This is a genomic window from Rhizobium sp. YTUHZ045, assembly GCF_051124255.1.
Lineage (GTDB): Bacteria > Pseudomonadota > Alphaproteobacteria > Rhizobiales > Rhizobiaceae > Rhizobium.
This window is the reverse complement of sequence record NZ_CP101432.1, coordinates 1,658,401-1,684,993: the sequence shown is the minus strand read 5'-3', so window position 1 is coordinate 1,684,993 and position 26,593 is coordinate 1,658,401. Positions and strand designations below refer to the sequence as shown.

The 26,593-nt window shown below is 60.4% G+C and carries 32 protein-coding genes; 5 read left to right on the top strand and 27 right to left on the bottom strand.

Going from position 1 to position 26,593, the window contains the following annotated elements; all coding sequences use genetic code 11:
* The first annotated feature begins 330 nt into the window (after positions 1 to 330).
* The 4 genes from NMA58_RS08560 to NMA58_RS08545 all read left to right on the top strand — a co-directional run bounded on the left by NMA58_RS08560 (position 331) and on the right by NMA58_RS08545 (position 1,876).
* Positions 331 to 579 (top strand): hypothetical protein, encoded by a 249-nt coding sequence (locus NMA58_RS08560; RefSeq protein WP_434713011.1) that lies wholly within the window; start codon positions 331 to 333, stop codon positions 577 to 579.
* Positions 580 to 805: 226 nt separating this feature from the next.
* Entirely contained in the window at positions 806 to 994 is a 189-nt protein-coding gene (locus NMA58_RS08555; RefSeq protein ID WP_434713010.1) for a hypothetical protein, read from the top strand.
* The gene (locus NMA58_RS08550) at positions 991 to 1,365 is read left to right on the top strand and encodes a thermonuclease family protein (protein WP_434713009.1); all 375 of its coding nucleotides are present in this window, start codon (positions 991 to 993) and stop codon (positions 1,363 to 1,365) included. The genes NMA58_RS08555 and NMA58_RS08550 overlap by 4 nt, the downstream gene beginning before the upstream one ends.
* Positions 1,366 to 1,600: 235 nt before the next feature.
* The gene (locus NMA58_RS08545; RefSeq protein ID WP_434713395.1) at positions 1,601 to 1,876 is read left to right on the top strand and encodes a DUF6894 family protein; all 276 of its coding nucleotides are present in this window, start codon (positions 1,601 to 1,603) and stop codon (positions 1,874 to 1,876) included.
* Between the two features lie 8 nt (positions 1,877 to 1,884).
* On the opposite strand, the gene NMA58_RS08540 is transcribed toward NMA58_RS08545, so the two are convergent.
* The 15 genes from NMA58_RS08540 to NMA58_RS08470 form a co-directional block, all read right to left on the bottom strand.
* Positions 1,885 to 2,313, bottom strand: a complete 429-nt coding sequence (locus NMA58_RS08540; RefSeq protein ID WP_434713008.1) for a DUF1515 domain-containing protein — start codon at positions 2,311 to 2,313, stop codon at positions 1,885 to 1,887.
* A gap of 12 nt (positions 2,314 to 2,325) precedes the next feature.
* On the bottom strand, positions 2,326 to 4,005 hold the full coding sequence (locus tag NMA58_RS08535; RefSeq protein WP_434713007.1) for a hypothetical protein: 1,680 nt from the start codon (positions 4,003 to 4,005) through the stop codon (positions 2,326 to 2,328).
* A 2-nt stretch (positions 4,006 to 4,007) separates the two neighbouring features.
* Complete coding sequence (locus tag NMA58_RS08530) at positions 4,008 to 4,340, bottom strand: hypothetical protein (RefSeq protein WP_434713006.1); 333 nt, start codon at positions 4,338 to 4,340, stop codon at positions 4,008 to 4,010.
* Positions 4,341 to 4,351: 11 nt separating this feature from the next.
* Complete coding sequence (locus NMA58_RS08525; protein ID WP_434713394.1) at positions 4,352 to 4,573, bottom strand: hypothetical protein; 222 nt, start codon at positions 4,571 to 4,573, stop codon at positions 4,352 to 4,354.
* Between the two features lie 4 nt (positions 4,574 to 4,577).
* Positions 4,578 to 4,940 carry a hypothetical protein gene (locus NMA58_RS08520; protein ID WP_434713005.1) on the bottom strand — a complete coding sequence of 121 codons (363 nt, stop codon included), beginning with the start codon at positions 4,938 to 4,940 and terminating at the stop codon, positions 4,578 to 4,580.
* Entirely contained in the window at positions 4,940 to 5,407 is a 468-nt protein-coding gene (locus NMA58_RS08515) for a lysozyme (protein ID WP_434713004.1), read from the bottom strand. Before NMA58_RS08515 ends, NMA58_RS08520 begins: the two co-directional genes overlap by 1 nt.
* Positions 5,382 to 5,639, bottom strand: coding sequence for a hypothetical protein (locus tag NMA58_RS08510; RefSeq protein WP_434713003.1), 258 nt, complete (start codon positions 5,637 to 5,639; stop codon positions 5,382 to 5,384). The genes NMA58_RS08515 and NMA58_RS08510 overlap by 26 nt, the downstream gene beginning before the upstream one ends.
* Positions 5,640 to 5,718: 79 nt before the next feature.
* Complete coding sequence (locus NMA58_RS08505; RefSeq protein WP_434713002.1) at positions 5,719 to 6,735, bottom strand: class I SAM-dependent methyltransferase; 1,017 nt, start codon at positions 6,733 to 6,735, stop codon at positions 5,719 to 5,721.
* 71 nt (positions 6,736 to 6,806) lie between these two features.
* Positions 6,807 to 7,157 carry a hypothetical protein gene (locus tag NMA58_RS08500; RefSeq protein WP_434713001.1) on the bottom strand — a complete coding sequence of 117 codons (351 nt, stop codon included), beginning with the start codon at positions 7,155 to 7,157 and terminating at the stop codon, positions 6,807 to 6,809.
* Complete coding sequence (locus NMA58_RS08495) at positions 7,158 to 8,300, bottom strand: hypothetical protein (protein ID WP_434713000.1); 1,143 nt, start codon at positions 8,298 to 8,300, stop codon at positions 7,158 to 7,160. It abuts the gene before it with no gap.
* On the bottom strand, positions 8,297 to 11,935 hold the full coding sequence (locus NMA58_RS08490) for a host specificity factor TipJ family phage tail protein (protein ID WP_434712999.1): 3,639 nt from the start codon (positions 11,933 to 11,935) through the stop codon (positions 8,297 to 8,299). The genes NMA58_RS08495 and NMA58_RS08490 overlap by 4 nt, the downstream gene beginning before the upstream one ends.
* The gene (locus NMA58_RS08485) at positions 11,929 to 12,321 is read right to left on the bottom strand and encodes a C40 family peptidase (RefSeq protein ID WP_434712998.1); all 393 of its coding nucleotides are present in this window, start codon (positions 12,319 to 12,321) and stop codon (positions 11,929 to 11,931) included. Before NMA58_RS08485 ends, NMA58_RS08490 begins: the two co-directional genes overlap by 7 nt.
* The gene (locus tag NMA58_RS08480) at positions 12,321 to 12,812 is read right to left on the bottom strand and encodes a DUF1833 family protein (protein ID WP_311044261.1); all 492 of its coding nucleotides are present in this window, start codon (positions 12,810 to 12,812) and stop codon (positions 12,321 to 12,323) included. Before NMA58_RS08480 ends, NMA58_RS08485 begins: the two co-directional genes overlap by 1 nt.
* 8 nt (positions 12,813 to 12,820) lie before the next feature.
* On the bottom strand, positions 12,821 to 13,174 hold the full coding sequence (locus NMA58_RS08475) for a hypothetical protein (RefSeq protein ID WP_434712997.1): 354 nt from the start codon (positions 13,172 to 13,174) through the stop codon (positions 12,821 to 12,823).
* Positions 13,171 to 17,751, bottom strand: a complete 4,581-nt coding sequence (locus NMA58_RS08470) for a phage tail length tape measure family protein (RefSeq protein WP_434712996.1) — start codon at positions 17,749 to 17,751, stop codon at positions 13,171 to 13,173. The genes NMA58_RS08475 and NMA58_RS08470 overlap by 4 nt, the downstream gene beginning before the upstream one ends.
* 200 nt (positions 17,752 to 17,951) lie before the next feature.
* Here NMA58_RS08470 and NMA58_RS08465 point away from each other — a divergent pair, with 200 nt between their 5' ends.
* Complete coding sequence (locus NMA58_RS08465) at positions 17,952 to 18,161, top strand: hypothetical protein (RefSeq protein WP_434712995.1); 210 nt, start codon at positions 17,952 to 17,954, stop codon at positions 18,159 to 18,161.
* On the opposite strand, the gene NMA58_RS08460 is transcribed toward NMA58_RS08465, so the two are convergent.
* The 12 genes from NMA58_RS08460 to NMA58_RS08405 all read right to left on the bottom strand — a co-directional run bounded on the left by NMA58_RS08460 (position 18,158) and on the right by NMA58_RS08405 (position 26,455).
* A complete protein-coding gene (locus tag NMA58_RS08460) occupies positions 18,158 to 18,556 on the bottom strand; it encodes a hypothetical protein (protein ID WP_434712994.1) in 399 nt (132 codons plus the stop codon). The two genes, NMA58_RS08465 and NMA58_RS08460, sit on opposite strands and share 4 nt — an antisense overlap.
* The gene (locus tag NMA58_RS08455; protein ID WP_221160148.1) at positions 18,519 to 18,764 is read right to left on the bottom strand and encodes a hypothetical protein; all 246 of its coding nucleotides are present in this window, start codon (positions 18,762 to 18,764) and stop codon (positions 18,519 to 18,521) included. Before NMA58_RS08455 ends, NMA58_RS08460 begins: the two co-directional genes overlap by 38 nt.
* A complete protein-coding gene (locus NMA58_RS08450; protein WP_221094252.1) occupies positions 18,761 to 19,693 on the bottom strand; it encodes a phage tail tube protein in 933 nt (310 codons plus the stop codon). The genes NMA58_RS08455 and NMA58_RS08450 overlap by 4 nt, the downstream gene beginning before the upstream one ends.
* Before the next feature lie 130 nt (positions 19,694 to 19,823).
* Positions 19,824 to 20,240 (bottom strand): hypothetical protein, encoded by a 417-nt coding sequence (locus NMA58_RS08445; protein WP_434712993.1) that lies wholly within the window; start codon positions 20,238 to 20,240, stop codon positions 19,824 to 19,826.
* Positions 20,241 to 20,891 (bottom strand): hypothetical protein, encoded by a 651-nt coding sequence (locus NMA58_RS08440; RefSeq protein WP_221094374.1) that lies wholly within the window; start codon positions 20,889 to 20,891, stop codon positions 20,241 to 20,243.
* Positions 20,891 to 21,238, bottom strand: coding sequence for a hypothetical protein (locus NMA58_RS08435; protein WP_434712992.1), 348 nt, complete (start codon positions 21,236 to 21,238; stop codon positions 20,891 to 20,893). Before NMA58_RS08435 ends, NMA58_RS08440 begins: the two co-directional genes overlap by 1 nt.
* A complete protein-coding gene (locus NMA58_RS08430; protein ID WP_434712991.1) occupies positions 21,235 to 21,891 on the bottom strand; it encodes a hypothetical protein in 657 nt (218 codons plus the stop codon). Before NMA58_RS08430 ends, NMA58_RS08435 begins: the two co-directional genes overlap by 4 nt.
* Before the next feature lie 22 nt (positions 21,892 to 21,913).
* A complete protein-coding gene (locus NMA58_RS08425; RefSeq protein WP_434712990.1) occupies positions 21,914 to 22,612 on the bottom strand; it encodes a hypothetical protein in 699 nt (232 codons plus the stop codon).
* An 89-nt stretch (positions 22,613 to 22,701) separates the two neighbouring features.
* Positions 22,702 to 23,127, bottom strand: a complete 426-nt coding sequence (locus NMA58_RS08420; RefSeq protein WP_221094247.1) for a hypothetical protein — start codon at positions 23,125 to 23,127, stop codon at positions 22,702 to 22,704.
* A gap of 92 nt (positions 23,128 to 23,219) precedes the next feature.
* Entirely contained in the window at positions 23,220 to 24,599 is a 1,380-nt protein-coding gene (locus tag NMA58_RS08415; RefSeq protein ID WP_434712989.1) for a phage major capsid protein, read from the bottom strand.
* Positions 24,600 to 24,626: 27 nt separating this feature from the next.
* The gene (locus NMA58_RS08410) at positions 24,627 to 25,325 is read right to left on the bottom strand and encodes an HK97 family phage prohead protease (RefSeq protein ID WP_221160155.1); all 699 of its coding nucleotides are present in this window, start codon (positions 25,323 to 25,325) and stop codon (positions 24,627 to 24,629) included.
* 2 nt (positions 25,326 to 25,327) lie between these two features.
* Entirely contained in the window at positions 25,328 to 26,455 is a 1,128-nt protein-coding gene (locus tag NMA58_RS08405) for a phage portal protein (RefSeq protein ID WP_434712988.1), read from the bottom strand.
* Between the last annotated feature and the right edge of the window lie 138 nt (positions 26,456 to 26,593).

The following is a 26,593-nucleotide window of genomic DNA, read 5'->3' as shown; positions in this document are numbered from 1 at the left end:
GGGCGGAGCATTCAGCAACAGTGCGGCAGAAAGGACCTCGGAAGGGGAAGGATGACGCATGGCCGAAACGATCGGCGAGGCAATGGACGCAGGATGGGATGTCACCGCCAGATGCGCTTGGGGAAGACGTGAGGGGCTGAAGAGCGTGCGCGAATGCCAGTGGAAGCATAAATTGGATATCGTCACCCTGGTTGCTACGAGAGGGCGCGACTTTCCGCTTGCTATGCTCTCGCAGCGCATGCGCTGCCCAGTTTGCGGCAGCAGGCGCGTAGCTATCGCCTACCTGCCAAAGAGCGCGCCGAGGGCGCAAACCATGGAAAGGGGACCGAGATGGTAGGTGCCCAGAGGTTTCAGGAGATCAAGGACTGGTCGCCCGGATATATCAATGTCGCCCCGGACCATGTGACCATCATGGCCGAGTGCCAGGCATGCGGAGAGCAGAGGGAATTCGATCGGAAGGCCGTGCCGCGGGGCATGCAGCAACATCTGATCAGCGAGATCGAGCCGCATCTGAAATGCGCCACCTGCGGCGCGAAGGCGGGGAAGTTGAGATTCGGCTATTATGTCGGGGGAGACTGATGCGGTGGCAGCCGGACCGGAAGGAAGATACGACGCCACAGCTGAAGAAATGCAGTTGCGGCGGCAACGCGAAAGTAGTCTACGACGCCCCGTCGAGGATCGTGTGCACGAGATGCGGATCGGAAGTTGCGGCGAAGACAATGCCGTTTTTCCGGGATCGTGCAAGGCAACGTGAACACGAGGCTTGGCGGGCGGCCGCCAAATGGAACGAGGGGATCATTCCGCAATGAGCATTGAAGGGCATTCGACGGCGCCGGGGGCGAACGTCATCGCCGAGCACTATTGCTGTGTCGCCGACTGCGCGAAGTGGGGAAGCTTCGGCTTTTCCCAATCGAAGACGGTCGAGACGCGCTGGTGGTGCTTCGAGCACTATCCCTATTGGGACGAGATCAAGAGCCGGAGCAATTCGAAATGATTGCTGGGCTGATCCTCTGCGCCTCGCTGACGGCGGTCGACGGCGATACCGTCAAATGCGACGGGCAGAATATGCGACTGCTGGGGGAAGGTGTTCCGTTCATCAGCGGCATCGATACGCCGGAGATAGGATCGCACGCAAAGTGCATGAAGGAGCGGAAATTGGCGCTGATCGCCAAGGGAAGGCTGAAAGAGCTTTTGGCTGAAAAGGGATTGCGGGTGATGTTCAGCGGCGCGGTGGACCGTACGCCGTCGCACCGCCCCCTCGTCAACATCTATCGAACGAATGGGGAAGAGATCGGGGCCAAGCTGCTCCGGGAGGGATTCGCCCGGACGTGGAGCCCCGATCGCCGCAACGACTGGTGCGATTAGCTGAAGCGTACGCAATCGTACCGGAACCTGGCAGATCGCTTTCTGTTAGAGCAACGGGATCGCACGGGTGGCCCTGAAAAGGGTCCATCGTTCCAGTCAGTCCTGTGCGATCCCTGACGCCCCAAAACTGCCCCGCTGCGGCGGGGCTTTTTTGGGGACACATCTCGCCGATATCGGTGGCATTTGTCCGGAGCGACTTCGCCCTTGTATCGGCATCTTTAGCGCTCGTACTGGCATGACCTTGCGACATAGGTGTACCTTGCCAACCTACTATTTTCACATCAGGCATGCTGATTACGTCATACGAGACCATGAAGGACGCGACTTCGTTGACCGGGAAGCGGCGAGAGAAGAAGCTGTCGACGACCTCTGGGAACTCCTTATCCACGCGCTTCTCAGGAGAGGTCAAGATATCCCTCTCGGGATTGATATTTACGATGAAGACGGCGCTTTGGCAGCACAAGTCAATGTTGACGCCTCGATCCCCGACCTAGTTCGTCGGTTACCTTGAACCCTTCGTCAGTTAATCTTGAGCCAGTGCCTCACCCACGCCACGGCGCCATCGCTCATCCACGTGAGGATAGCGCCTGTCGTCAGGCCAGCGATGGCGATCAGACCTGAGACGCCGTAGCCGATCGTCTTGATACGCTTCCAATCTTCCAGGGCCGGCTGAGTTGCCGCGTGGTTCTTGTCCACCGTTTCCTTCAGGCTCTTGATCTCCTCGCGCAGCGTAGCATCCACCCCGCCACTTATCGCCACGGTCGTATCGAGGTGCGCGATCTGCTTCGCCTGCTCGTCGAGGCGCTTGTGGATGACCGATCGGCTCTCGTGGGCATTTTCCTTCTCGTCACTGACCTCATTGCGTAAGAGGCTAACGTTTTCCTCTATACCGGTCAGCCTTCCTTCAACACGCCCGAGGGCGCGCATGATATCGTCGTTGGATGTCATCTGTTCTGGCGCCTATGGGTAGAGTTTTAGCTTCTCGGACTGCGGGATCCGGCTCACGGTTCTGAGGACATGATGGAGAGCGGGGTGGATGAAGTCTGAAGCCGTATAGGCGTGACCAAGCAACGCGGCATTTTCATTCAGCACGACCGTAGCGAACACTTCCTGGACCTTGTAGTCAGCCGTCCCATCGCCGTTGTCCGTCTTGCCGATTAACGTTCTGCTGGCCCATGATCCAACTTGATACTCGAACATGATGCGCGCTCCGAGAGGGATCGAGTTTGGGAGCTTTATTGTGTCCCACGTCGTCACGCCGTCCTGATTACCGGGATGGCCGATGACGTTCCCAAGAGGAAATGTTTCTGCCGCCGGCGGCTTGGTCGGGTCGGTGTCCGACATGAAGGCGGGGAACACATCGATTGTCTTGTTGTAGGCCGAGCTTGCCAACAAAAGCGCATTCGCCGCAGCCAGAACCGAAGTCCATTGCGTGGTACTGTAGCTATATCCCGCTACCGTGCGTCCGCTATCGGACGAAGAACTGACAGTAGGCCACATGGTAACGCCGACAATATGCGTCCCCGCGCCATATCGGTTCCTAACGCGCGTTCCAGGAAGAGCTGTCTTAGCGTTCGCCCAGGTGGACGCAACCGTAGCATTGGTGTCGTTCCGGCCCGACCAATCCAGGACGCATGTCCAAATATCCTTTCCGCCATTGAACGTCGTCTTGATGGCGTCGATGAGATCCCAGCGCTTGAAGGCATTAGTTGTCAGTTCTTGTGCCGACTTTGATCCGGGAACGCCCATCACTACCGGAATGTAGCTTCCCCAAACGCTATCCCTCTGATCGAGCCAGCGGCGACCAACACCCATATTGCCGCGTGCGTCGGCAGACGCTGCTATCTCCTGCCTTTCCAGCAAGCTATCGGCCAGCACCAGGGGAGCTGGCCGGCCATCCCATCCCTTTGCAAGGATGAGCGCAGGCCCGTAGCACATTTTCTGCGAGTTAGTGGCGTTGCCCACCGTGTTATAAAGGCTATCAGGATCCATCGCCGCGGTAGAAGGGGCGTCGGCGTCAGCCAGCGCCTCGACCGATGCGAGGTCGCCAGCCGCCCAATACTTCTCTCCCCTATGCCGCTGGATGCGATAGTTCGCGACGTACGTTTGCCCAACCGTGCCATGATAGTACGTCTCGACGCCGTAGACCGTCCATGCCGGGAGATTACTCGGCAGAGTGACTTCGCCGTAAACGATACCTGTCCCGGCCGTGATGGTCGCGGCAGCCAATGAGCTGAACGTGATCGGATATTTTATCCCAGTGATGGGATGAATAAATTTTGCCTTATCTATGAAAAAGTCGGCGGTTGGGCTTTGCAGTTCTTGCGGCGCGTTGCCGCCCTCAGTCAGACCGAAGCCAACGAACGGTATCAAGAAGGTGTTTGTGGGATAATCTGGCGAGCCGAAGAACAGCTTTGAACACTGGTAATTGAGGCCTGTCGTGAACGTCCAGGCATTGGTGGTGTTGTTGACCGGCCAACGCGTCCGAGTCGCGGCCGGCATGTAACGGTCGGGGTCAGGCACCCAAGGAGGGTGCGACCCACCCGGCCTCGCCTGCGGGTAGGGCCGGCGATCGACGATCTTCTCGACCGTCTTCGCCAGTCCGCGAATATTTGCAATCCTCGTTGCGATACCTGCCATGATCAGGCGCTCGCAACGTTGCACTTCCACCCGGGCTGAGCTGGAAGATCCTTTTCGTCACTCGCGATGAAGTGCGAGCGCGCCTTGTCCTGAGACGAGCCGACCGCCTGGGTGGCGTCGGGGTTTTGCCCGGCGACCGCAAACATCTCACCGGTTGCGGGCGCTCGGACGCGGAAAACGAGCGCACCCGCGACTTCGGAAGAGCGGTCAGAAGGCGCGGTCTGTGTCGTAGTCGCCCCGAGAGCGATGGTCTCTGACCACATCGGGACGAATATCTTGGCGCCGCGGATGTCCTGGACGTAGCCGCACTGCACGTGAGCACCTGAGATAGCCATGCTTCAGTCTCCTACTTTCGATAGTTTGTGGTGACGTCGTCGTAAAATTGACCCCAGCGCCCGACGCGAGCGTTGGCGCGGTCGAGCGCCTGCCGCTCTCTGGCGAGGACAGCGATCAACGGCTGGCCCTCAACAACTGGTGCATGCGCTTCCTGCTTGCGCAGATCGTCAGGGGCTACCGGCAGCAAGACGCCGGCGGCCGCCTGCCCCTTCGCCGTCGCCGCATTATTCAGGCGTTCAGTGGCGGAGCAGCCACTCACGATCAGCAGCAGTGACAGCGCAGGCGCGGTTCTTTTCTGAAAGCTGAAGCTCATAGGATCTGATCTCGTTTTCGAGGGTGTCTTTGGCGGCCTGCTCGGAGGTCTCGGCGGCCGCCAGGCGCTTACGATGCTCTTCCGTGACCTGCAGAGCGATATTGCGTTCCCGTTCCATCTTGGCGGCGATTGCCTCCGCCGCCGTTTTCTCTGTCAACAGGACATAGCCAGCGCGGGCCTCGCGGGCGGCGGAAGGATAGCCAACCGCGACGGCATAGAGGTGATAGAGCATGAGACCGACAGCCACGCCGGCGCCGAGCTTGAGGCCATCGAGGATCCCGAACATCAGGCCGGTATCCCGCTGAGGCAGAGGGCACGCTCCGCGGTGCGGCGCTTCGTCAGCCCCGGCAATCGAATGCCTGCCGCCCGGTCCCATTTCGTCAGCTCGTTACAGGCGCCCGTCACGTCGCCGGCGTTGAGCTTGCGGGCGAGCGTCGACTTGCAAAAGGCACCCGTTCCGACGTTGTAGGTGAAGGAAAGGAACGCGACATAGGCGCCGGCCGGCACTTGATCCGGCTGCTCCATGCATGCGCGCATACCGGTCTCAAATTCCCTGAGGCTGTCGCCCAGCATGTCCTTGCATTGCGCAACGGTGTAGCTATCACCCATCTTGACCCCGCGAGTCTCTCCGAAGCAGACCGTCGGAATTCCGATGGGATCGCGGTAAGCGACAGTGCGCAGCCCTTCGAAGGTGCTGACGACGGCGATGCATGCGGCAGCGATCGCGCTACCCTTCTTCAGGCGGCTTGCCATTTGCGAGGTCTCCGGAGACTTTCTGTTGGACGAAGATTCGGGCGACGATCGCCGCGACCGCGAGCAGGCCAGTGATCGCCGACATGGCGAGCTGGATGTAGATGTTGCGAGATACCCAGGTCGCGGCGACGAAGTTGTAGATCGGCTCGATGACGATAAAGAGCAACGCGAGCACCATCAGGCGCACCGACCAGGCGCGTTTAAGCACCTCGCGCCAGTTGTGGACGAGCATGGAGTTGGCTCCAGTTGTGATGGAAAAGAAAAAGGCGCCCCGAGGAGCGCCTTGCTTGATGTGGTTTTGGATAGGTTAGTTAGACGCGCTCGGCGACCACCAAGACTTCGTCACTGAGGTTGTGATTGTCGATAACTGCTTGCAAATCGCTCATCATCGGCGACAGGGCCGAAAGGAGCTTCGATTGATTGAGCGCCGGCGCGAACAGGCCGAGGGTGCTCATCATTTCATAAAAGTCCTGACCGAAGACCCAGACGGCGTTGATCTTATAGCCATGGCGCTCCAGCATCCCCTCGAGAGAGCGGAGCGAGAAGAGGAATAGATGCAATGGAGGATGCATCATTCTGTTGACCAGATCCGGAAACGTCATCTGGCTCATCGTCGAGATCGATGGGAAGTGCGGGACCTCGATGACCAGAGCATCCCCCTGCTCCTGGATGGCCGACACATCAGAAAGGATCTGGTTGGGATCCGGCACGTGCTCGAGGACGCTGAACATCGAGATCGTGCCATATTGGCCGCGATATTTCGAAACCGTATCTTTCGAGATGTAATCCTGACGGACCTCGATCCCGAATCTTTTCGCAGCGTATTCCGCCTCCATCACGTTCGGCTCCAGGCCGAGGACGTCGTATCCCCGTTCTTTCACCACTGACAACGCTTCGCCGACGCCGCAGCCTATGTCCAGCCACGTCTTTTTCGACGGCCGCGAGTGTTCGATTGCAAACTCGACCTTTGGCGTGAACACTTGGGCGACACGGTAATCAATGATCGAATCGTTCGCGTAGAGGACCTTGTTCGCCTCAGTGTAGTAGGTCGACCGGTAGGCCGCTGAGAGCGCCTCTTCCGGAGGTGGATTGCAGACGAAAGCGGATCCGCATCCATCGCATTCGTGATAGTCGAAGCCATAGATCGTCAGAAGCTTGCGATGCGCTCCGCTCCCGCAGGCAGGGCAATTGGAGAGCATGGCACCCTTTTCGATCCCTTCAGAGAACGCCCGCGCCGCCGCGATTGATCCGGCCTTGTTCAGATCTTTCTTCAGGCGGCCGCTATCGATCGGCTTGCCCCGCTTCACTGGAAAATCGTACTGCGCCACTTTCGGCCTCCACTCTATGCATAGGTACAACCCTGCTTATTGAGATGCCGGTAATGTCGCAAGTAGGAGTATTAAGTTTCTGGTGCTAGAAGTTCTTCCGCCCTGGCAGGCGAGAGAACAGCGGAAAGCAGTGCCTTCAAAGTGCCAAACAATTCATCTTCGGTGCTGATGTAACTCGCCGCTTCATAGATGCGTCTCTGCTTCAAGGGTGCCGCTTGCATGGCTGCATCGACGTCGGCCACTTCATCATCACTCATGCGACGCCACGGCGTCGATTTCCCGATGATGTACGCCACCGCTGTTGGCTGATAGGCGACAACCTCGGGCGCATCGTCTGGAAGGAACTCCTCCGCGTACCCCTCTTGGAGTTGCTCAGAAAGGCCGCAGATATCGCCATCGACGTTTCGCATCACATACGGCATTTATCCAATCCTCTTGCAGGGGAAAATGAATCCATCGTTCCACAGCGACAGGTTGCCGGACGCACCAGCAACATGTCGGATTTGCCTGGCCGTGTTAGTCCACACTTCATCCGAACCAATCGAATAACCGCCTGACACTTGAGGAGTACCGACGTTGGCGCCGGAATTACCGCCACCTGCCACGAGAACGCCTTTGGCGGGATCATAAACCAAGCATGACGCGGTTGTGGCAGAGGAGTTGTACATAAACCGCAAGCTTGCCTTTACCTTTACACCATTAGGAACGGTGATCGCGGCTAAGGTTGAGGTGGTGCCAGTTGCGACGTTACCGAGGTCCAGAATGGGCGTTGTCCAGACGTATTCATCCTGAGCGTTCATGATGAACTCCCGGATATTCGAGCTGCCATCGGTCAGTGCAACTCCGATCGGCGCCAGCACATCGTAGCCGCTCAGCAGCGACAGGTTGACGCCGCCGACAGTTGCCGACGTTGAAAGCACCGCCTCGCCGGTCCCATCCGACTGCTTGCGCAGCGCATAGACGAAATAAGTGGCGTTCGCCGCCTTCGTGCCCGTATCGAGGCCACCGCCATTGCCGGCAACCCATGTGCCGTTGATGTTTTTGGTAAGCGTGGCAGCCGTGGATGTAAACTTGCTCAGCGCCTTGACCCTAAAGGCCGCGATATCAAGATGCGTCAGCGGCGTCGATCCATTCGGCAGAACGATCCCGCCCTCGACGAAGTCCGGGCCGAGCAGAGACGCGAGGAAGGTGCTCAGAGCAGTCAGTGTCAGGTTCTTCGAGTCGCCTGCCGCGCTGTCCCAGATCCCCAGCTTGTCGGCCCCGACGGCCGTTGTCTTTGCAGATAGTCCGTTGATGGTCGACCCGAGCCCACTCCATACGATCGCGTTCGTTGCCGTGTCTATCACCATCAGCAGGATGTCGTCGGCGCCATCATAAAAATAGAGCTTCAACTGCCCAGCCGTGGCGGTGGAGACCCAAAACGTTCCACCGACCGCATAAGACGGCCGGGAAGCGCCGGAATGGCTGCTAAGCAGAGCCTTGAAGCTGTCATCCATGCGCGCCGCCATGGCGCTTGGCGTCGCCGGGCCGGTCGTCGGTACGCTAAAGGTTGTTGCCTGGCTCATTGAACGTATCCATACCCTTTCGCCACATAGTCGAAGGTCCGCGCGACCGGCGTTCCCGATGAATTCTTAAATCTGATAGTGAAGCCCGAAGCGGTTTTCGCCGTAATCTCGGAATAGTCGCCGGTCTGCATGTCCTGGGCGGCGATCGAGATGCCGCTCAGCACGTAATAGGCAGGCGAGAAGCTGATTGTGCGTCCCGAGGTCGTTACCAAGAGGTCGTTTTCGGCAATGACACGGTCAGGCATGTCGACCGCGACGGCGAGCTCTTCGACAACCGGCGTGACATCGAACTGGAACGACAGAAGCCGCGCGCGGAAGCGATAGGCGCGAGCCGACACATCCGCCGTCGTGAGTTCTGCCCAATTGCTCCATGTCGGAGAACCTGAAGGATTGTCATCGGTCAAAGAAACTTCGACGCGCACATTCCATAGAGAGTCCGCCGCCAGGCCGAAATACTCCGACACACCGAACCAATCCGATCGCTCAAAGAGGTCGACGCTTGCAAGCTCTCCAAAGGCACTGATCATTGTCGAAACGCGAGACGTGTAGATCGCCCCGAGATCGACGAAATTGGCGAACTCATAGATGCCTTCGCTGACGAAACCTCCGAGTGACAGGAAGTAATCATCCACCGAAAACCAGTCGACGAGTTCGAAGAGATCGGTCGCAGTATCGAGCCGCAGCGCTCCGGCCGCTGCAATGACATTGGTTTTGGCTCCCAGAAAGCCAGGATCTTCCTGCAAGGCCTCGACGGCATTGAATGCTGTCAAGGGATTGACGGAGCTGACCACGAGAGCAGCATTTATCGACATCAGGCCGGCGTAATTCACGGCCTTGATCAAATATGTGCCGACCATTGCCGGTACCTGCGCCTGCGAACCAATCACGTTCGTGCGCAGTTGCGATGCGGTCTGCCATGTGGCGCCAGTCACCGCCGGCGAAAACCGGATCTCGCAATGAGAGAGCGCCTGATCGGCCTCGAGCGTCCACTGCAGCATCGCCACGTCGCCGCTGATCGCGATCCGGAAGTCTTGGACATCCGCCGGATTGGTGGCGAAGATCGCGCAGATGAAGGATCCCGACAGGAAGCCCGACAGTTCGCCGTTGGCGAACACGGCCCGGATGCGGACGTCGTAGACGCCAGTGGCGAGGTCGACGAAGCGGATCATCGGCGCGCTGACGCTGGACATGGTGATCCACTGGGTATCGCCATTCGCCCGGTATTGAACGATATAGGACGCCGCCGCGCCCACGTCCGGCGCCTGCCACGCCATGTCGATCGCGGAGGTCGCTGGCGCTGTCGTCCAAATGGTTTCGACATACGAAAGTGCCGACGGCGCCGAGGCGCGATAGTCGGGTATGGGTGCGATGCCCGTCTCGAAATCGGGAATCGTACCCTTGTCAGCCTGCAGGATAGCAGGCGCGTCGTCGACGAGCTCCAGCCGCGCGGACAAGTCCTGCCGCGCGGTGATGCCCTTGACGCGCAGCACGACGCTCTCGAAGCCGTTCTCACCGAACAGGGCGAGATCCCCGGGCTCAGGCAAAACGCCAGTGTCGGAAAACTGAAACGCATTAAACTCGCCGTCGATGCCGGTGATCGTCCGGACGATCGAGGAGCCGTCCGCAGCCCGGAAGCGCATCGAATAGTTCTTGCCAGCCTGCATCGTCAGGAGGTCGTCGAGAACCACGCCCTCTGGCGAGTTGCTCACGGACTTGACCCTCGCCGCGCCGGCACCCCACAGCACAACGTCATGGTTCACGCGAACACGATCTCCCCGAGTGCAGACCAGGTGCTCGAAATCGGTATCGAGCGAGTAGGTTTCGCGCTGCAGCCGCAGCTGGGCGATGTGATAGCGCCCGTGCTTCCAGATCAGGTCTTTGTCGGTAACGCCCGAAAATTCGATGCCTTCGAATTTTGTGGCGTTGCTTTCGGTGTATCCATCATCATAGACCACCCGTTCGTCGTTCAGATAACCGTTGTCACGATTGATGAACTTCACCCGGAAGCCGTGCGGCAGGTCCGCAAAGGCTCGCACCGACGAGAAATTCGCCGAGTTTCGCGGCGAGAAGTGCTGGACGATCGGCGAGTCCGCGATATCCCAGACAACACCCCATCGCCCGTCGCGGAAGGATACGGAGGCCCGACCGGCCGCAGCGATTTCGGTCAGCCGGTCATAGACCGACGTCTGGTCGCTTGCCACGAGGTCGAAGGTGAAGCCGTTGGTGACGTTATAGGCATGCCAGTCTTGCAGGCTGACGAGGTCGATCGAGGCGCCGTCGACAGGGCGCGCATTAGCATTCCCCTGAAGGACCTGCCGAAAGTGGTCGGCCGGGTTGCGGGTCACCTGGCCTGAAGACCATGTCGTGCCGTTCCACGCGCGGATTTTGGGGCTGGCGATGCAATTCAGCGTGTTGACCGTGCCGTTCAACTGTCCAGTCGCCCGGATCCGCATCTCGATCAGCGTCAGCGGTTTGGAGAAGCTGATGACCGGCTCGTTGCGCCTGCCGCGCACGGCCGTCCAGTAGACCGTCTCGGAAACCGTATCCTTGCCGCTGTAGTCTGGAGACGACTTGCTCAGGCGGACGTCGTATTTTCCGCGCGTCACTGTCTTGGATAGCGTCCGGCGCACGGCCTGCGGCGAATTGGAGGTCAGGTCGAATGTGCCGAGCGCAAGCCATGTGCTGCTGCTCGAAAGCTTGTATTGGACATCGATCGTGACCGTATAATTGACGCGGTTGCCGTTCGACGACTTGTAACGATAGACACCACTCGGCGCGCTAACGTCCACCGAAATTTCGTCGACGTTGTCGGCCGTCGTCCGCTGCACCCACCCCGTTTCAGCATCGAGCTCGATCGAAACGTCTTCCTGGAAAACCGGCTTCGTGTAGAGCGTCGGCGGAGTGACGGTGTGATCTTCGAGGACCTTATAAGTGACATCCTCGAACTTGGAGATCGCCGTCTCGCCGATTTTCAGGTCCGATACGGCGATCGGTCCGTAGCCGACGACGAAGAGCATACGCAGGTACTGATCGTCGCCGATAAGTTCAGTGTAGGCGCCGGCCGCATACGGCGGCGAAATCCGGTGTGTGCCAAAGATCTCTGGGATAGCGCCATATTGCGCTGCTGTGTTTTGGGCGCCGCCGATGGAATAGAGCGTCTTTGTCGTCGGCAGTGAATCAGGCTTCGCCACCGGAAAAAGCGCGTTGATGATGAGCGAACCGGCCAGCGAGATGCCGGCGCCGATCAGGCCGGTCGCGACAGACGCTGCCGCGCCGGTCAGGCCAGGCAGCAGGGCGCCGACCAGCCATGGCGCCGCCACTGCCGCGATGAGCGCCACCACGAGACCGGCGATCGCGCGAAACGCACCCTTGCCGGGAACCTTGACGATAACGACGGAGAAGCCAGGCTTCACGCGCACCCGTGCCCAGTTTCGCTGCTCGATCACATGTCCGGCGAGGCTCACATGCAGCCGTGCAGGCTCCAGACCACAGCAACTGATGATCTCCTCGATCGACAGGCCGGCCGGCACTTTGATGTGCTCGCGTTGCTGCCTTAGCGGCGATCTGCGGAAATAGACATTGACCAGATCAAAGGGCGCAATGATTTCGGCGTCCGCATTCCGAACGGTCAGCACGGGCTGTACCTGAAATAGCCGACGATGCGGTTGCGCCAGCGCATATCCCCTACCCTCTCAATCCGCGAAGGGTCGGGGCCTTCTGAATGCAGCATCTGGCCGTTACCAATGAAAACGCCGACATGACTTTCATCGCGGCCGACGCGCATGAGCACGCAATCGCCTTTTGCCGGCGTTGAAACCTCGGTCCATTGCTGCTCCCTTTCCGCGGCGATCAGTTGCGCGATCTCATGACGATGGAAGTCCACCTCTGCCATCTCGGCCGTATATGAGGGGATCTGGATACCGAGGACGTCCCGGTAGTAGAGAAACAGGATGCCCCAGCAATCCGCGCCTCCGTAATTCCGACCGTGGGGCACATAAGGAATGCCAACGAACCGCTCCATTAGAACAACCCGGGAAAGGAGCCGGGCGTGAACTGTCCGGCGGGATGGGGTTCGTTGATAAGCTGATCGGCAACCGTTGTGGATGAGATCGTGTGATCGTCAAAGGTCGCATCGGCCATCTGCAGCACTGGCACCGTGATCTCAACCAGGTCCGGATCGGAGGCCAAGATGACTTCCATCTTCACGCTCGGCGGCGTCGAGAAGCTGCGCAGGAGAGCGACGAGCGTGCGATCGATATTCTCCATCGTCAGCTGCACGCGCGGCGCGCTGTCGCTCTTGTCGTCGGGAAGCGTGAATTCGAACGGCAGAAAGATGTATTGCTCGCCCCGGCTTTCCGTACCGTAGACCAGCGGCTCGTCAGAGAGCCGCGTCGTCGGGTCGCTGGAGATGTAAATCGGCTCCTCGAGATCCTCGTGCGTCACCGTCAACAAGCAGATCGGGACCTCATCAGTTTCCTGCGCGTAAACAGCCTGTCTGAACCGATCGCTCACGTCCCTGCTCATGGCAGCACCTCAAGAGCTATCTGCACACGCCAGGAAATGCCGATCGCCGCATAGGAAGGCGGCTGACGCATCCGCACCAGAAGAGCGGAGCCGCCGTGCGGATCTGGAAAAGTGAAGGCGATCGCGCGATCCTTGGTATCGGCCTGGACGAAGGATCTAAAGATCTGGCGCTGCGCGTCGCTCATCATCATGCTGCCGGTGATCGGATAGACGTCCGATGTAGTGCGCCGGCGCACTTTCGCCGGCCCGACAGAGACGTTGCTGGCGAGGAGGTTGTCAGCCTCCTCTTCAGAATAACCATCCTTCAAGAAGGCCTGCGGCAGCGTGGCCGGCCAGGACGGCACCGTCATCGGCGAGCAAGCCCCTCAGAAAGGCCGAACTGTGACTTGACGGCCCGGCGCGAGCCGGATCCAGGGGTGTTGAGTTTCGCTGCCACGGTCTCGTCGATGAGCACGTCGAACTGCGGGCCATCTTTCGTATCGCGCCGCTGTGTTTTCACGGTTGATCCGCTGTTGTTGATCACATTGAACCTCACATTGACGTTGGCCGGGCTTTGCGGGCCGGAAAGAAGTGCCTTGGTCCTGCTGGTCGGAATGACCTGCGAACCGCGGGGCAGATTGACCAGCTCCGGGCCTTCTTCGCCGACCATAGCCACGCCGCCGGGTGCGAAGTCGGTACCAGAGGCGTAGCCGCGAACATTGAATGCCGAACTTGCAGCGCCGACGGTCGAGCTCCCGCCGCCAAACAGGCTCGTAAGCCAGCCCCAGAGACCGCCGCCGGAGCTCCCGCCGCCAGCCGTAGCACCAGAGGAGAGCGTATTCCCCAGCTGCCCGAGGCCATTGCCGAAGGTGCCGAGGTTCTGGGTGGCCGAGCCGACGGCCGGGTTGAAGTTCTGCAGGCCTCCGGTCGCGGAATCGGTCGTTCCGGACAGGCGCGTCAGGGCGTTGTTGAACTTCTCGACGTGCTGAGTTCCTGCGGTTCCAAGCACATCAACCGCGCTTCCGCCGCTACCGACCGAACCCTGACCACCAATCCCCTGCCAGTTGCTGATCCCGGCCTTGCGGGCGCCATACCACGAGCCCCAGCCATGCTTCGATGCATAGTCGAGGGCGAAATCGACGCCGGCAGGACCGTTCTCGGCAAGGGCCGGATCGAGGCCTGTCTTCGCCATGAAGGCATTCCCAAGGCCTCCGCCCTTGTAGAGCTGGAACGGGCCGAACGACTGTTCACGGATGCCATTCCTGACGTAGTTCGACTGCAAATTCCAGCTATTGAGACCGCCTTCTGACCGGGCGACTCGAAGGGCAATGTTCGGATCGATGCCGCGCTGCGTCGCCGCCTGCGTGATGTAAGCCGCGATATCGTTGGCGGGAAGCTGGGTGATCGTCGATTTGACCGCCTGGTCGATAAGGCCGCCGCGCCGCGACAGCGTCTCGACGGATGGCAGCACCGCAGAAGTGACCTTGCCAGTCGTAACCCCGGGCAGGTTCTGGTTGGCAGCAGTGACGTTGCCTGTTGCGGCGCCAAGGAGCCCACCGAACGCCCCTGCGGTCCCGCCGTTGATAACGACAGTCCCCGCCGTAACGTTCATGGCGCCGACACCGCGGTCTCCCAAAAGTCCGCCGGCGCTGTTGCCCTTCAGCAGATCTGAGAAGGTCCCGAGATTCGTGCCAAACAGGCCGTTTTTCAGCGGGTTTGCCACCCCGAGCTGAAGGATCGTCTTAGTGATATCCTTCAGGACGTCGATCGCAGTATCGCCGATGTTTTTGCCTTCGGCGATGCCGTCGACCAAGCTGTCGACTGCACTTGTGCCGGCCGAACGATAGGTATCCCATGCGTCCTTGCTCCGATCGAGCTCGGCATTCTGGTCTGCAAGGGCGCGGGCGAGTTCCCTGATCTGCTGAGCCTGATCGCCGGCGCTGTCGATCGCGAGATCGCGGATACGCTTTTCGGCGTCGAATTGCGCCAGCGCCCTCGCCTGATCGACTTGCGGCATCCCGACGGTAGCCTGCTGCGCGCGCAGCCGCTCCAGGCTGTCGGCCTGGCTGCGGATGTAATCGGTCGCCGACGCGCGCCGCTGCTCGTCAGACAGCCCCGCGTACGACTGCCGCAAGGCATCCAGGATCTCCTTCAGCTCCTTCTTCTGCTCGCCTTCGGCCGTATCGTAGGCCATCACCAGCGGCCGCAGCGCCAACTCCTGCTGAAGCTTTGCTTGCGCCTCGCCTCTGGTCATGGTGCCGGCGGCAACTTGGGCATCCAGTTTGAGCCGGATAGCGAGCTCTTCCTGCATCTCCTGGATCTGCGATCGGTTGCCGGCGATGAACTCAGCGATCGCGCTGCTATAAGCGTGCTGTGCTGCTGCGTTCGCTTCGACGGCGTTGACCTCTTGCAAACTGAGCTCGATGCGCGTGCGGCGCTGGATCAACTCGGCGCGCAAGATCGGATTGCGTTCGTTGCTCGCCGCGATATCAAGCTTTTCGATCTCTGTCAGGCGAGTCTGGCGGCTGAGCAGCGCCTCAAGCAGCGTCTTTTTCGCTTCGAGGGCCGCATTTATGCGCTCTTCCTGCTCTGCGCTGGTCCCCGCGCGCTGCGCTTCCAATGTCGCAATCTGGTTCTGCAGGTTCTGGATCTGCATCAGGTTGCTGACGGCCGGCGACTGGTCGGCAACGCCAACGGCAGCCACACCTGCGTTGGAGAGGCGAGCGTTCTCGCGATCGCGCGCTTCCTGCTCGTCACGCCGGCGCTTTTCTTCCTGCAGCTTCTCTAGCTTCGTGGCCTCGGATGCGCTCTGCAATCCATACGGGGTCAGAAGGCTGAAGATCCCGCCGATCGGATTGCTCTTGATGCGATCCTGCGCTTTCTGAGCTTCTGCAATCTGCTCCTCGAGCGACGGACCATATACGGCCTTGTCGACCGCCTGACCGAGCTTGTCGTAGGCCCAGCTGGCAAAATTGCCGACCCCCTGCCATGCCCGGCCGAGGGCGGTCGTTGCTTCAGCCGCCTTTGCCAAACGGTTCGGCAAAGCGTCGAGCATGACGGCCTGCGCTTCCGACAGACGATTCTGCGCGGCAAGGTTCGAAGCGTATTCCGCCGTCTTGGCATCGATCAAACCATACTGCCGCGAAAGGGCCTCGGCTGCGGATGCGGGATCTGCAAACATCTGGGCCAGCGTCTCGCCGGCCTTCGTGGCGTCCTGCCCGATCGTGGCGCCGAAATTCTTCGAAATGGCGATCAGGCGCTCGTAGTTCTCCGAGCCGACCTTGCCCGTCCTGAGGAACTGGACCTCCATTTCGCGAGCAGCCTTGATCGAGATGCCGGCAGCAGCGGCGCCGGCCTGCGCCGATGCTTCCAGTTCGTTTCGGGAAGCCGAAACGGCGCGGCCGAGGCCCGTCGAGGCAGTGTCGACGGCCTTAACCGAAACAATGTAATCATTCCAGGCCTTACCGGCGGTCGCTATCGCGGCAACAACACCAGTGACGGCAAGAGTGGCCGCACCTGTCGAACTGACCAGTCCCTTGATTGCGGTGCTGTCGGCCGCGAAGATCTGGGCGATCTGAGGTCCCTGCTGAAGGGCAACCTGTGAAAGCGGCATGCCGAGTGCCAGCGACTGCGCCACGTCAGTGCCCTGATACAACAGGTTCGTTAGTTGATAGCTGGGCAGTCCGCTGACGCCTCGCTTCTTCTGGCGCTGGATCTCTTCCGTCGTCGCCTCGTAACGCTGGCGAGCAACGATTTGAGCCTTCGCAAGCTCTTCCGTGGAGATCGCGCCTCGGTCCGCAAGGCTCTGATATTCCGCCATCTCGGCGTTCAGACGGTTTTGAGCGGCACTGAGCGGATCAATCTGGGCGCGCACGGCGGCAACCTGGCGCTCGAGCTGCTCGGCCGCCCGTGCGCTTTCCTCGAAAACACTGGCCGACTCGCGGGCAGATGTGCCGTAGCCGTTGATCCCCAACCGCTCGTTCAGATCAGACGAGAACGCCGAACCCTGCTGCTGGCGGCGAAGCTTGTCCAGCTCGTCTTGCTGGGCGAATTGCGCCGCAAACACCGATGCAGAGTCCCGGGCGGAAGTTCCTCCGCCGCTGAAGAAACGCCTGTTGAGGTCGTTCGCGAAGTTCTCGGCTTCTTGCTCCGCGCGCATGCGTGCAATTTCGAACTGGCGCGTGAAAACCGCGGCCGACTGGGCTGCGCTGTTGTCGTTTGCGGAACCGACACCGAGCTGCCGATTGAAAGCAGACTGAGCGCGATCGGCGGCCTGCGCATCGCGCGCCTCCTGAGCCAAGCGGGCATATTCTTCGCGCTGGCGCTTGGCCGCGGCTGCAACAGCATCGTGCTTGGTGACGATCGCCTCGAGCGCACGCTCGTATCCGCCAGTGATCTGGACGCCGAGGCGCTCCGCCTCGGCCAGATCGTTCAGTTCGCTCGACAGGCGCTGGGCTGAAACATAGGTGGGGTCGAATTGCTGGCGCAGCTGTTCGATGCGAGCAGACATCGCCGTCGCGGACTCGGCCACCGTGCTCTGGCTCAAACGAGCATTGACGTTCTCGATTGCCGTTGCGAGGCCGGTATAACCGCGCTTGGTGATCTCGGTCGCGTCGGCGATCAGGCCGAATCGCTTTTGCAGCCCTGCATAGACCAGCTCGAGGTGCTCGACCGAGGCAGTATTGGTGTTTTGCGAGTTCGCAAGACGCATAATCTCGCCGTTGAACTTCGCGGCATTGCCGTAACCGTCGATATAGGTCCGGCTCAGGCGCTCAAGCAGCGGTACCGCCGAGGATACCTTGATCGTCATGCCTTCGACAGCCTGACCGGCGGCCCTGCTGGACTCCACGCCTGCGCGATCGGCGGCAACCTTCTGCTGCATGCCGGCCACATATCGACCGGCATCAAAATCAGAGGTCACGCGCAGACTGCGCAGTTCTACGGCCATCGAATGGGATCCTCGCTGAAAAGAAAAGAGGCGGGCAGCTATTGCTCGCCCGCCTCCGTGGTTGTTGGTTCCGCCTCGGCTTCGAACTTCAGAAAAGCTCGATCGAACATGTGCATGAACCGAAGAAATCGGCCGAAGTCGTTCCCGGTGATGCCGTAATCACGGGCATATGTGCTGATCGCCACGTAGCTGATCGGCGTTTGGCCGCCGAAAGCGCCGTAGAAGCGGTCGTACCGCAAGGCGTCGAAGGCACGAAAGTAGAGCTCGTGCCAAGGGCGCGGCTCGAAATCTCGGTCCTCATTTGTCGGTTGGAGCCATTCCTCATCGACGTATTCTTCGGCCAGCTCGTCGAGCCAGGTGCGATAGCCGGCCGAACGTTCTCGATCGAGCCGATCAAGGAAGGCTTTTAGGAGTTTCCCTCTTCGGCCGCGGTGAATTCAACCTCGATCTGGGACAACTTCGCGGCGCAGTATTCGACGGCGCCGACCACTGCGCGATAGGCAGGATCCTTGAGCGTTGCGATCGCCGTTTCGGGACTATATTCCACGTCCAGGCCTTCCCAGCCGTGAAGGATGTGTTCGCAGTAAAGACTGCCGAGCTCCGACGAGAGGACCTCCTTCGGAACCGGATCATCCTTGTACTTCTTCGCGAGCCGCTGGAAGAGAAGATGGCGGGCGGTCTCGTATTCCGGCAGGGTCAGAGCAGAGACGTTGAACCGGACGCCGGGCCATTCCGGATACGGAACCCAGTCGCCCCTCTTTTCTCGCTCAAGATTTGCCTTCAGGCTGGACAGCTTGACTGTCATTGGTTTCCTTCTTCCTGTCATCGGCCGCCGGCGGATTGTCGTCGACGAGCCCCTTCGCGCGCAAAAGGTCGAGATAGCTGGCCGGTACCGGCACGCTTTCGACGCCGGCCAGGAACTTCGTTTTCTTGTCCTCGGGATAGCCCTCGAAGGAGACGGCCGGGACAAAGGTGACAAACCGCTCTTCGGCGGGCTTTTTGGCGTTGGTCATGCTACTGCCCTCGTGATGCTCATCGTTGCGCCGAGCGTGGAATCGAAGATCGCCTGGAAAGGCACCTCCATCACCACGGCGCGACCGTTACCCGGCCCAACTGGCGAGCCGTTCATCGCCTTGATCTTGGGGATCGAGAACGAATACTTGTTCAGAGTGGTGACGCCGAGCGTGAAAGAGAGCGCAAGGTCCGTATGATTGACGATGGCGTCGAACATGTCCTTGCTCTCGAAGACTGTCGTCATGGAACCCGACACGTCGAAGAGGCCGTAGGTGTAATCGTAGGTGTCATACTGGCCGATGACGTCGACCGGTGTGATGTTGTTGTTGATGCGCAGCGACAGCGCCTGCATTTTCGGCGAGGCGGTGACGCCGCCGACAAGCAGGGATCCAACATTGAGGCCGGCGTTGATGACGGGCGTCGTCGTCGGGTTGGTGTAGGTCGCGCCGGTGATGATCGCCGTGTCGGGCGCCGGGCTTCCGAGACCGAGAATGCCCCAGTTCGCGGTAACGTTCTGCTTCGCATTCAGCTGCAGATCCAGCGTGTTGAAGCGGCAGCCGCGGTATCTGGCGTAGACGTCGGTGGCGCCGAGTTCGAACGTCTTTTCGAAGGCGGCGGTCTTCATTGTGTTGCCGTTCTTCAGGACGTTCGTGGCCCAATCGCCGCAGAGCAGGCCGGAAAGCCACTCGTCGAATGTACCGTAGGACAGCAGTGTGTTCGCCGAACCGTTGATCTGCCGGCCGACGTCCGTCAGGTCGGTGCGGTTGCGATCGGGCCGCACTTCGTCCGACGAGATCGTCTGCTTGTCCAGCGTGATGCTTTCGGTCACATATCGGGCGACCTGCCACGTCGGGGTAGAGGGAATGGTGCCCGGCACCGTCTCCATGATATACGACAGCCGGGTCTGTGAGCCTTGGGCTACAGGCATGATGAGGGCTCCATCTTCGGATCAGCGCGTCATCACGACGGGCATTTCCAGTGGGAAGGGCGCACCATCACGGTGGGCCAGTTCGCGCTTGCCGAAGGCGCGTGTTCGGCGTCCGGACCGGCCGGAAGTGCTATGATCCAGTGATATCGCGACGATCGAAGCCGATCGTCAGCGTCATCGCAAAGAAGTTCGGGAAGTCCCTGCCCGGCTCGCCGCTGCCGATCGACATCCGATTAAAATTCATCGATCCGACCGGACGCTCGCGAAACAGGTTCGAAAGACGCTTGGCAATCGCGCGCGCCTCTCTCGATCCGGTGCCGTTCGGCACCATGACGTGGAAATAAGCCGCCCCGTCCTCAACCCATTCGTTCTCGCCGGGCGCCCCGAACGTATCCTGCGCGAGCAGATCTCCGACGATCTCGATGTAGACGAACGCGGTCTGGGAGTCCGGGTCGATGAGCGCGTCATTCTCATAGATCACGACGGTCTCCGACCAGGAGTCGAAGAGGACCTCGTTGATCGCGTCGAAAGCTTCCGGACTCGCCATTCAAAGCACCATGGACATGATGACTGCGGGATAGCTGATGGGCATGCCAGCCTGGCGGTCTTTCCGGCGGCCTTGGCTGTGCTTCAGCACGTAAGGAATTTCCGGATGCACGCCGGCCGAGATATTCAGCCACTTCGTTTCGAAGAGATACCCTGCCCCGGTCCGACCTTCATTGCCGAAACGGCGCGCGAGCGCCCGCTTCGTCCCGTCGAAGATCGCAAATCGCTTGGTGCCGAGCAATCCAGCTTCAGCCTTGCGGATATACGGCTGAAAGTTGGTGACGATCACTTCAGAGTTGGCCGCCACGTCCTGATCGTGTGGTACGACTTGGCCGTTGACGATCACGATGAATGAATTGCGAAATCGGCCAGACCGCACCGGCGAGCGGCGCTGCAGCTCCGAAATCGCATAGGCGATGATCTCGGCCCACAGCGAAAACTGATAGACGATCGGCCCGGGCGCGATCACCTCGTCCTCGGATCGCGCCAGCCGGCCGTTGACGTAGAGCTGATAGCTCTTGCTGGCGCCGGCCGCCTGGGCGCGGCGCAATTCGGATCGAGCGAAGTCCGCCAAAGCCTTGTTGATGGCCTCCGGCGCGATGCCGGCGGTTGCCAACTGGATCTCTCGCTCGAAACTCTCGAAGGTAGCCATCAGCCACCTATCATCAGCTTCATGCGAACGAGCACACCCCGCATTTTGTAGCGCTTGGGCACCTCGACGTTGCGTTCCTTGCCGTCTATCACGATCTTGTCGCCCTTCACGATCGGCAGGAAGGCCGCGACATAGGTCGGGCTGATGATGACGTTCGAAAACATGCTGTCGATATCGCCAGCGAGCTCTTCAGCCTCGAGCGGGCGGACAAAAGCCGGGATCTGAACCTCAGTCTTCGGCCTGGGGGAGCCGGTTGGAGCCGTATAACGGCGGAGAATGATGGTTTCGCCCGTCTCATCAAGGGTCCGATCAAGCTCTGCGATCGCTTCCGCGGGCGTGATCATCATGCGATCAACACGTTCCGGTATGCGCCGAGACGGGCGAGAAGGTCGGGTGGTACCGGAGCAAGCTCCGTTCCGGGAATTGCTCCTACCCAGAAATCAAGGCGGCGCGTCTGAATATCCGGGACTTCGATGCTTTCCGACTTCACGAGCGGGTCGCGAGCGCCTGATGAGAGACGAAGGCGCGCGAGATCCGAGGCGACGCCGACCAGATCGGCCGGGATATGGTCATCATCGAAGCCGGCGACATAGGTCACATCGATCGTTCCGGTCTGCCAGCGCCAGGGCCGGCCGCCGTTCACTCGGGAGAGGATTCCTGCGCCGCGGTTGATGAAAAAGTCGCTGCTGCTGACCGCCGTGCCAAGCTCAGTCACGGATGCAGCCGAAATGAACCGGCGCGAGAGCAGAATCTCGCCATCGCAGTCCTGGTTCCAGATCGTTTCGACCGCCGTTTCGGCCTTCAACGATGGAGGATTTACCCCATCGGAGGCCACGTTGCAGGCGATCGCGATCTCGGCGGAGATCTGCAGGCCAAGCTGCGTCAGCTCGATATCCTTGGACGTGTCGCCGGCTTGGAGGCCGGCGGCGGCCCGCAATTGAGGCAAGGTGAGCAAGGAAGGGCTCGTCGTTGGCACTGTCACCGTAAAGTTCTGGCGCATCGGAGCCCTTCCAGAGTGGCTGTTACTGCTGTGAAGCCTTCGGCTTCAGAGCTTCGACATATTCCGCTTTGGTCTTGAGGCCGGTGAGGTCGATCTTCTTTTCCGCCGCGTAGGCCTCCAGGTCGGCCTTGTTCATGGTGTTGAGCTCGGCCTCGGGCTTCCAATCCGAATTGGACAGGTCCGGGAGCTTCTCATCGAACTGGTTGGTGGTGCCGCCGGCGTCGCTGCTTGCCTTCTGTTCGTTTGCAGCGTCGGCCTGAACCTGTTGCTGCTGCACGGCAGCCGCGGCCGAAGGCGGGGTCGCGTGGCCTGGGGCGGAAAGCGGCTGCTCGAAAACGCCGGAGTTGGGATCCACGGCGGTGATCGGTTCGGCACCTTCGAATTCGCGAAGCATCTGCGCCTTGGCTTCGCTGACGAGGACCGCGTGGACCATGTTGCCACTGAAGGGTGCGCCACGGCGCGCGATAATGGCCTTCAGCTCTTCGTCCGACTGAGCACTGAGCCGCTTGTCGATCGCGTCAATGATCCGGCGATTCAGCTCTTCGTCGGCCGGCGTTGGCGAGCCCTGCACTGCCTCGATGAAACCGGCGTCGGCCAAGCCCTGAAATGTCGCATCATTGACCGAATAGCCGGAAGGCGGGAAATCGCTGCCGGCTGATATCTGGGTAATGTTGATCCCGTCCAGTGCGAACGGGAAAGTCTTCTTGACGACGCCCTTCATGGCGGAAGTCCTTCTGGGTTTGTGGTTGAGGAAACCGACGCGGCAGCGCGTCGGCCATTTTCATCCGCCCTCTGCGCGCCCCGCGTCGATTAGACCGGCGGGTTCGCCGTCGGTCGCAGGTTCTGCTTGCCGAGGATCCAGACCGCCGAGATGAAGACGTTGCCGGTATTGTTTGCCGGCGTGATCGTCGCACGCACATAGCGCTTTCCGCCGGTGTAGCCGATCTTGCGGATGGCGTTGTCGGCATTGAAGTCGAAGCCAGCAAGCGTGAGCGTGCCGTTCATCTGATCAGCCGGAACCGCAGCCGCATCCGAGAGGTTCGCTGCATCGCCGTGATCCATGGTGACGGCGAAAGTGGCATCGGCATCGGCGAGTGCGCCGATATTGATCGCGAAGACTACGGACTCGGAGCCGAGGCGATCGAGGATCTGGCTGACATAAGCGGTGTTGTCGGTGGTCGCAGCCGCCGGAGAAATCGCCCGCTTCAGGTCGATATTGTTGAGCAAGTCCCTCATGGGGATCTCCATAGTTTGCGGAGCGCAGCGCGCATCCGGACCGATTGAAAGACCGGGCGCGGCCTAAACCGCGCCCGCCGGCGAGCTGTGTATCAGGTGGAAACGACCTGCAGGGCGAATGCCTCGAAGTCGACGACGTCGCCGCCGACACGCTGGCGCGAGTAGAACTCGACGAACGGCTTCGAGGAGTACGGGTCGCGGAGAGTACGGATGCCGAGGCGGTCGACAACCGTATAACCGGCGCGGAAGTCGCCAAATGCGACCGGCAGCGCACCGGCGCCGACCGATGGCATGTCGTCGGCACGGCGGATGCTGTAGCCGAGCAGCATGGACGGCTTGCCCGCTTCCAGGCCCGGGCGCCAGATGTACTGGTTCTGCGAGTCCTTGAAGAGCATGACCGAGGCGACCGTGCCGCGCTTCATCAGCCAGTTGGCATTGGCCAGATATTTGTCCTTCAGCGCGAAGGTCAGCTGGACCAGACCGTCGGGAGTAAGCGCCGTCGCATTGCCGGAGGCGACCTGGGCAATGGTGCCGCGAACGCCTGCGGAGCCTGCCGGATAGGTCAGGATGCCGCGCGGCTTCTTGATGCCGTTGCCCGAGATGAACGCCAGAGCGCGCATGCGTGCGAATTTTTCGGCGACCTTTCGCTCGAGCCAGGCTTCGATGTCGATGCCGGCATCTTCGAGCAGCTGCTGCGTTGCCTTCGGCTTCGCGTAGATCTCGAAGACCGGAATGCGCTGCACGCCGACCTGTGGGGTGGACGTTTCGGGGCGCGCTTCCGTTTCACCAACCCAGCCGGCACCGGCTTCGTCGGTGTCGATCGCGATCTCGATTGCATCGGTCGTGACCGTCTCGTGATAGGCGAGCTCGTCGATCGGCGAGGTTTCGTAGACCTTGGTGATGATCCGCGAGCTGGTCGCGGTCGGCACCAGATAGCCACCGTCGGGATCCGAACCGACCATCATCGCCTTCTGTTCTTCGGGCGAGAGCGTATGGATCTCGCGACGAAGAGACATCTTGAAGGCTTCCTGATAGGCCTTGTACTCGTCGACATTGGTGTCTTCGGGCCTCAGGAGAGTGTTGAGCTTGAGCTCACCGCGGCGAGACATCACCGTGCGCTTGAAGTCAGTCGCTTCCAGGACAAGTTTGCCCTGATCCGCGCCGCCGGCACCGCCCGGACGATTCAGCTTCTTTTCGATTTCGACGATCGCGGCCGCTTCCTTCGCAGCCTTTTCGAGGATCTCCTGGACTTTCTTCTCCAGGGCCTCGTGCTTGGCCTCGACACCCTTGGTCAGGGCGTCCAGATCGGCCTTCAGCTGAGTGCCGTCGCCGGCGGACTTACCTGCCTTTTCGGCGAGATCGCGGACCTCCTTGAGGTCCTTTTCCATGCTGGTCTGAAGCGCCTTATAGTCATCGCCGACGCGCTTCACCTCGCGCTGGACATCGTCCAGCACGTCCTTGATATCGGGCATCTTGCCCTCCAATGATGAGGATGTTGATCAAGCCACCCGGAGCGCTTTCACGGCTTCGAGCAGTTCCATCGCGGCTTCCTCATCACGAGAAGACGACGTGGTATGGCCCTCAGCTTCACGCTGAAGGTGCTTTTTGACGATGGCGACGGCCTTCACGGCGTCAGCACCGGACAAAATGGATTTCAGATCGCGCTCAAGTTCGCGCGGATTGAACAGATCGAGCGCCTTCACCTGGTTGACGAGTGCCTTGTCGTTCGATCCCCACAGGACAACGCTGACTTCGAGCAGATCCACATCTTCGAGCGTGCGGTACGGTTCGGTCGGCTTGGTGCCGAGGGTATATTTCTTGGCGCGATATCCGATCGACAGGCCGTCGAGCTCGCCGCTCTTCATTCCCTCGTAGATCAGCGCGCCGCGGTCGGTATTGAGGCCAAACAGCTCGCCTTCAACCTTGAGGCCTTTGCTGTTCTCCTCCATCGATGTCCACTTGCCGATCGGCAACATGTCGTCGACCGGACCATAAAAGCCACCGTGCTGCAGCAGCATCTTCGGCAGCTTACCCTTGCCCTCCCATTCGCGGAGGGTGCGGCTGAAGGCGCCCTTCTGAACGACGTCTCCATGGGAGTCGACGTTGCCGAAGATCGAGCCGTAACCAGAAAAGGTCCCTTCTTTGGCGCCGCCGCTGGCGAACTTTACGTCGATGAGACCAGCTGCAAGGTGATCCATGCCTACTCTCCAGGTGGCTTCGGCGCCGGCGCGGCCGGCGGCGTGAGAAACATTGGCTTTCCGTCTTCGCCGATCGCGACCATGTTCGACGGCACGTAAAGGAGGTCGCCGCCAGCGACGGGCGGGAGCTCGTCCCAGGAACGAATTTCGTTCGGCGTGATCCAGCCCGGGCTGCTGCTGCCCAAGGCACGTTGGTTGAATTCCGCCTTGTCCTTAAGCGCAGGGCTCAGGAAGTCGCCCTCGACGAAACCAGTGTAATAGCCCTGCTGCCGCTGTTCCTTTTTCAGCAGAAAAAGATCTGCAGAACCACCGAAGCGGCGATGAATGGGGCGGACGCAGTGAACGAGATGGGCCAGGAACATCTGTTCCGCCGACGCGAATGTTGCGTTCTTGTCACCCGAGAAGCCGATCATGATCGGCATCACGCGCAGGACCTCACAGATTCGCTCGACCTGGAATTTTCTGGTTTCGATATGCTGCGCATCCACACCCGTCATTTGGACAGGCGTGAACTTTGCGGCCCGGTCGACCACCATAATCTTGCCAGTGTTCTCGGCGCCGCCGAAATGGCGGCGAACCCAGGCGGCCAGCTTTACCAGCCCCTGCTCGCCGATCGCCCCGTCAGCTGAAAGCACGCCGCTCGGCCGCGCGCCGTTGCGATGGAATCGCGCATGACTCTCTTCCGTCGCCAGCGCCAGGCCGATGGCCTCGGCAGCGTAACGGACGATATTCAGCCCCTCGATCGTGTCCCAGGACGGGCCTTTCACGTGCCAGATCCGGTCTCCGGGGACGGTTTCCGTGGTACCGTCAAGCCCCGTGAGGGTATAGGTTCTGGAATAATCCGCATTGACCTTGCAGACGACGCGGCCTGGATCCAGCAAGATCATTTCGACGATCTCGCCGCGGACCTTGTTGAGGAACGCATAGGACCTTCCCGCCAGATCAACGTGAAAGTTCTGCGTTTCCCGGAATTCCAGACTGGTCATCCACTCATTTGGCGCCGTCGCCAGCAGATCGTAGAGCGGTTGGTCGCGAGCTTCCTGCCGATCGATGACGGTTTTCCCGTTCACCGATTTCTCGGTTCGCCGGTAGAGCTTCCACGGTACTGTCGCGAGACCGTCGGCGCGCACTCGGCAGCAGGCGAGTACCGTAGTGACGCTCAAAGCGGACTTCCAATTGACCGAAATGCCGGTCTTCGACGTGGCGAATCCACCGAAGAAGTCCGCCCACATCTGGTCGACGATGCCGTAGCGCGTATCTTCCTTCCG

Excerpts from the sequence above, each read along its gene's own strand:
- NMA58_RS08495 (WP_434713000.1), bottom strand. The coding sequence starts at position 8,300 with ATGAGCCAGGCAACAACCTTTAGCGTACCGACGACCGGCCCGGCGACG.
- NMA58_RS08550 (WP_434713009.1), top strand. The coding sequence starts at position 991 with ATGATTGCTGGGCTGATCCTCTGCGCCTCGCTGACGGCGGTCGACGGC.
- NMA58_RS08475 (WP_434712997.1), bottom strand. The coding sequence starts at position 13,174 with ATGACGGTGCCGTCCTGGCCGGCCACGCTGCCGCAGGCCTTCTTGAAG.
- NMA58_RS08460 (WP_434712994.1), bottom strand. The coding sequence starts at position 18,556 with ATGACAGTCAAGCTGTCCAGCCTGAAGGCAAATCTTGAGCGAGAAAAG.
- NMA58_RS08435 (WP_434712992.1), bottom strand. The coding sequence starts at position 21,238 with ATGATGATCACGCCCGCGGAAGCGATCGCAGAGCTTGATCGGACCCTT.
- NMA58_RS08445 (WP_434712993.1), bottom strand. The coding sequence starts at position 20,240 with ATGGCGAGTCCGGAAGCTTTCGACGCGATCAACGAGGTCCTCTTCGAC.
- NMA58_RS08485 (WP_434712998.1), bottom strand. The coding sequence starts at position 12,321 with ATGGAGCGGTTCGTTGGCATTCCTTATGTGCCCCACGGTCGGAATTAC.
- NMA58_RS08440 (WP_221094374.1), bottom strand. The coding sequence starts at position 20,891 with ATGGCTACCTTCGAGAGTTTCGAGCGAGAGATCCAGTTGGCAACCGCC.
- NMA58_RS08560 (WP_434713011.1), top strand. The coding sequence starts at position 331 with ATGGTAGGTGCCCAGAGGTTTCAGGAGATCAAGGACTGGTCGCCCGGA.
- NMA58_RS08535 (WP_434713007.1), bottom strand. The coding sequence starts at position 4,005 with ATGGCAGGTATCGCAACGAGGATTGCAAATATTCGCGGACTGGCGAAG.
- NMA58_RS08450 (WP_221094252.1), bottom strand. The coding sequence starts at position 19,693 with ATGCCTGTAGCCCAAGGCTCACAGACCCGGCTGTCGTATATCATGGAG.
- NMA58_RS08470 (WP_434712996.1), bottom strand. The coding sequence starts at position 17,751 with ATGGCCGTAGAACTGCGCAGTCTGCGCGTGACCTCTGATTTTGATGCC.
- NMA58_RS08425 (WP_434712990.1), bottom strand. The coding sequence starts at position 22,612 with ATGAAGGGCGTCGTCAAGAAGACTTTCCCGTTCGCACTGGACGGGATC.
- NMA58_RS08455 (WP_221160148.1), bottom strand. The coding sequence starts at position 18,764 with ATGACCAACGCCAAAAAGCCCGCCGAAGAGCGGTTTGTCACCTTTGTC.
- NMA58_RS08530 (WP_434713006.1), bottom strand. The coding sequence starts at position 4,340 with ATGGCTATCTCAGGTGCTCACGTGCAGTGCGGCTACGTCCAGGACATC.
- NMA58_RS08555 (WP_434713010.1), top strand. The coding sequence starts at position 806 with ATGAGCATTGAAGGGCATTCGACGGCGCCGGGGGCGAACGTCATCGCC.
- NMA58_RS08420 (WP_221094247.1), bottom strand. The coding sequence starts at position 23,127 with ATGAGGGACTTGCTCAACAATATCGACCTGAAGCGGGCGATTTCTCCG.
- NMA58_RS08515 (WP_434713004.1), bottom strand. The coding sequence starts at position 5,407 with ATGGCAAGCCGCCTGAAGAAGGGTAGCGCGATCGCTGCCGCATGCATC.
- NMA58_RS08415 (WP_434712989.1), bottom strand. The coding sequence starts at position 24,599 with ATGCCCGATATCAAGGACGTGCTGGACGATGTCCAGCGCGAGGTGAAG.
- NMA58_RS08540 (WP_434713008.1), bottom strand. The coding sequence starts at position 2,313 with ATGACATCCAACGACGATATCATGCGCGCCCTCGGGCGTGTTGAAGGA.
- NMA58_RS08520 (WP_434713005.1), bottom strand. The coding sequence starts at position 4,940 with ATGTTCGGGATCCTCGATGGCCTCAAGCTCGGCGCCGGCGTGGCTGTC.
- NMA58_RS08500 (WP_434713001.1), bottom strand. The coding sequence starts at position 7,157 with ATGCCGTATGTGATGCGAAACGTCGATGGCGATATCTGCGGCCTTTCT.
- NMA58_RS08545 (WP_434713395.1), top strand. The coding sequence starts at position 1,601 with ATGACCTTGCGACATAGGTGTACCTTGCCAACCTACTATTTTCACATC.
- NMA58_RS08430 (WP_434712991.1), bottom strand. The coding sequence starts at position 21,891 with ATGCGCCAGAACTTTACGGTGACAGTGCCAACGACGAGCCCTTCCTTG.
- NMA58_RS08410 (WP_221160155.1), bottom strand. The coding sequence starts at position 25,325 with ATGGATCACCTTGCAGCTGGTCTCATCGACGTAAAGTTCGCCAGCGGC.
- NMA58_RS08510 (WP_434713003.1), bottom strand. The coding sequence starts at position 5,639 with ATGCTCGTCCACAACTGGCGCGAGGTGCTTAAACGCGCCTGGTCGGTG.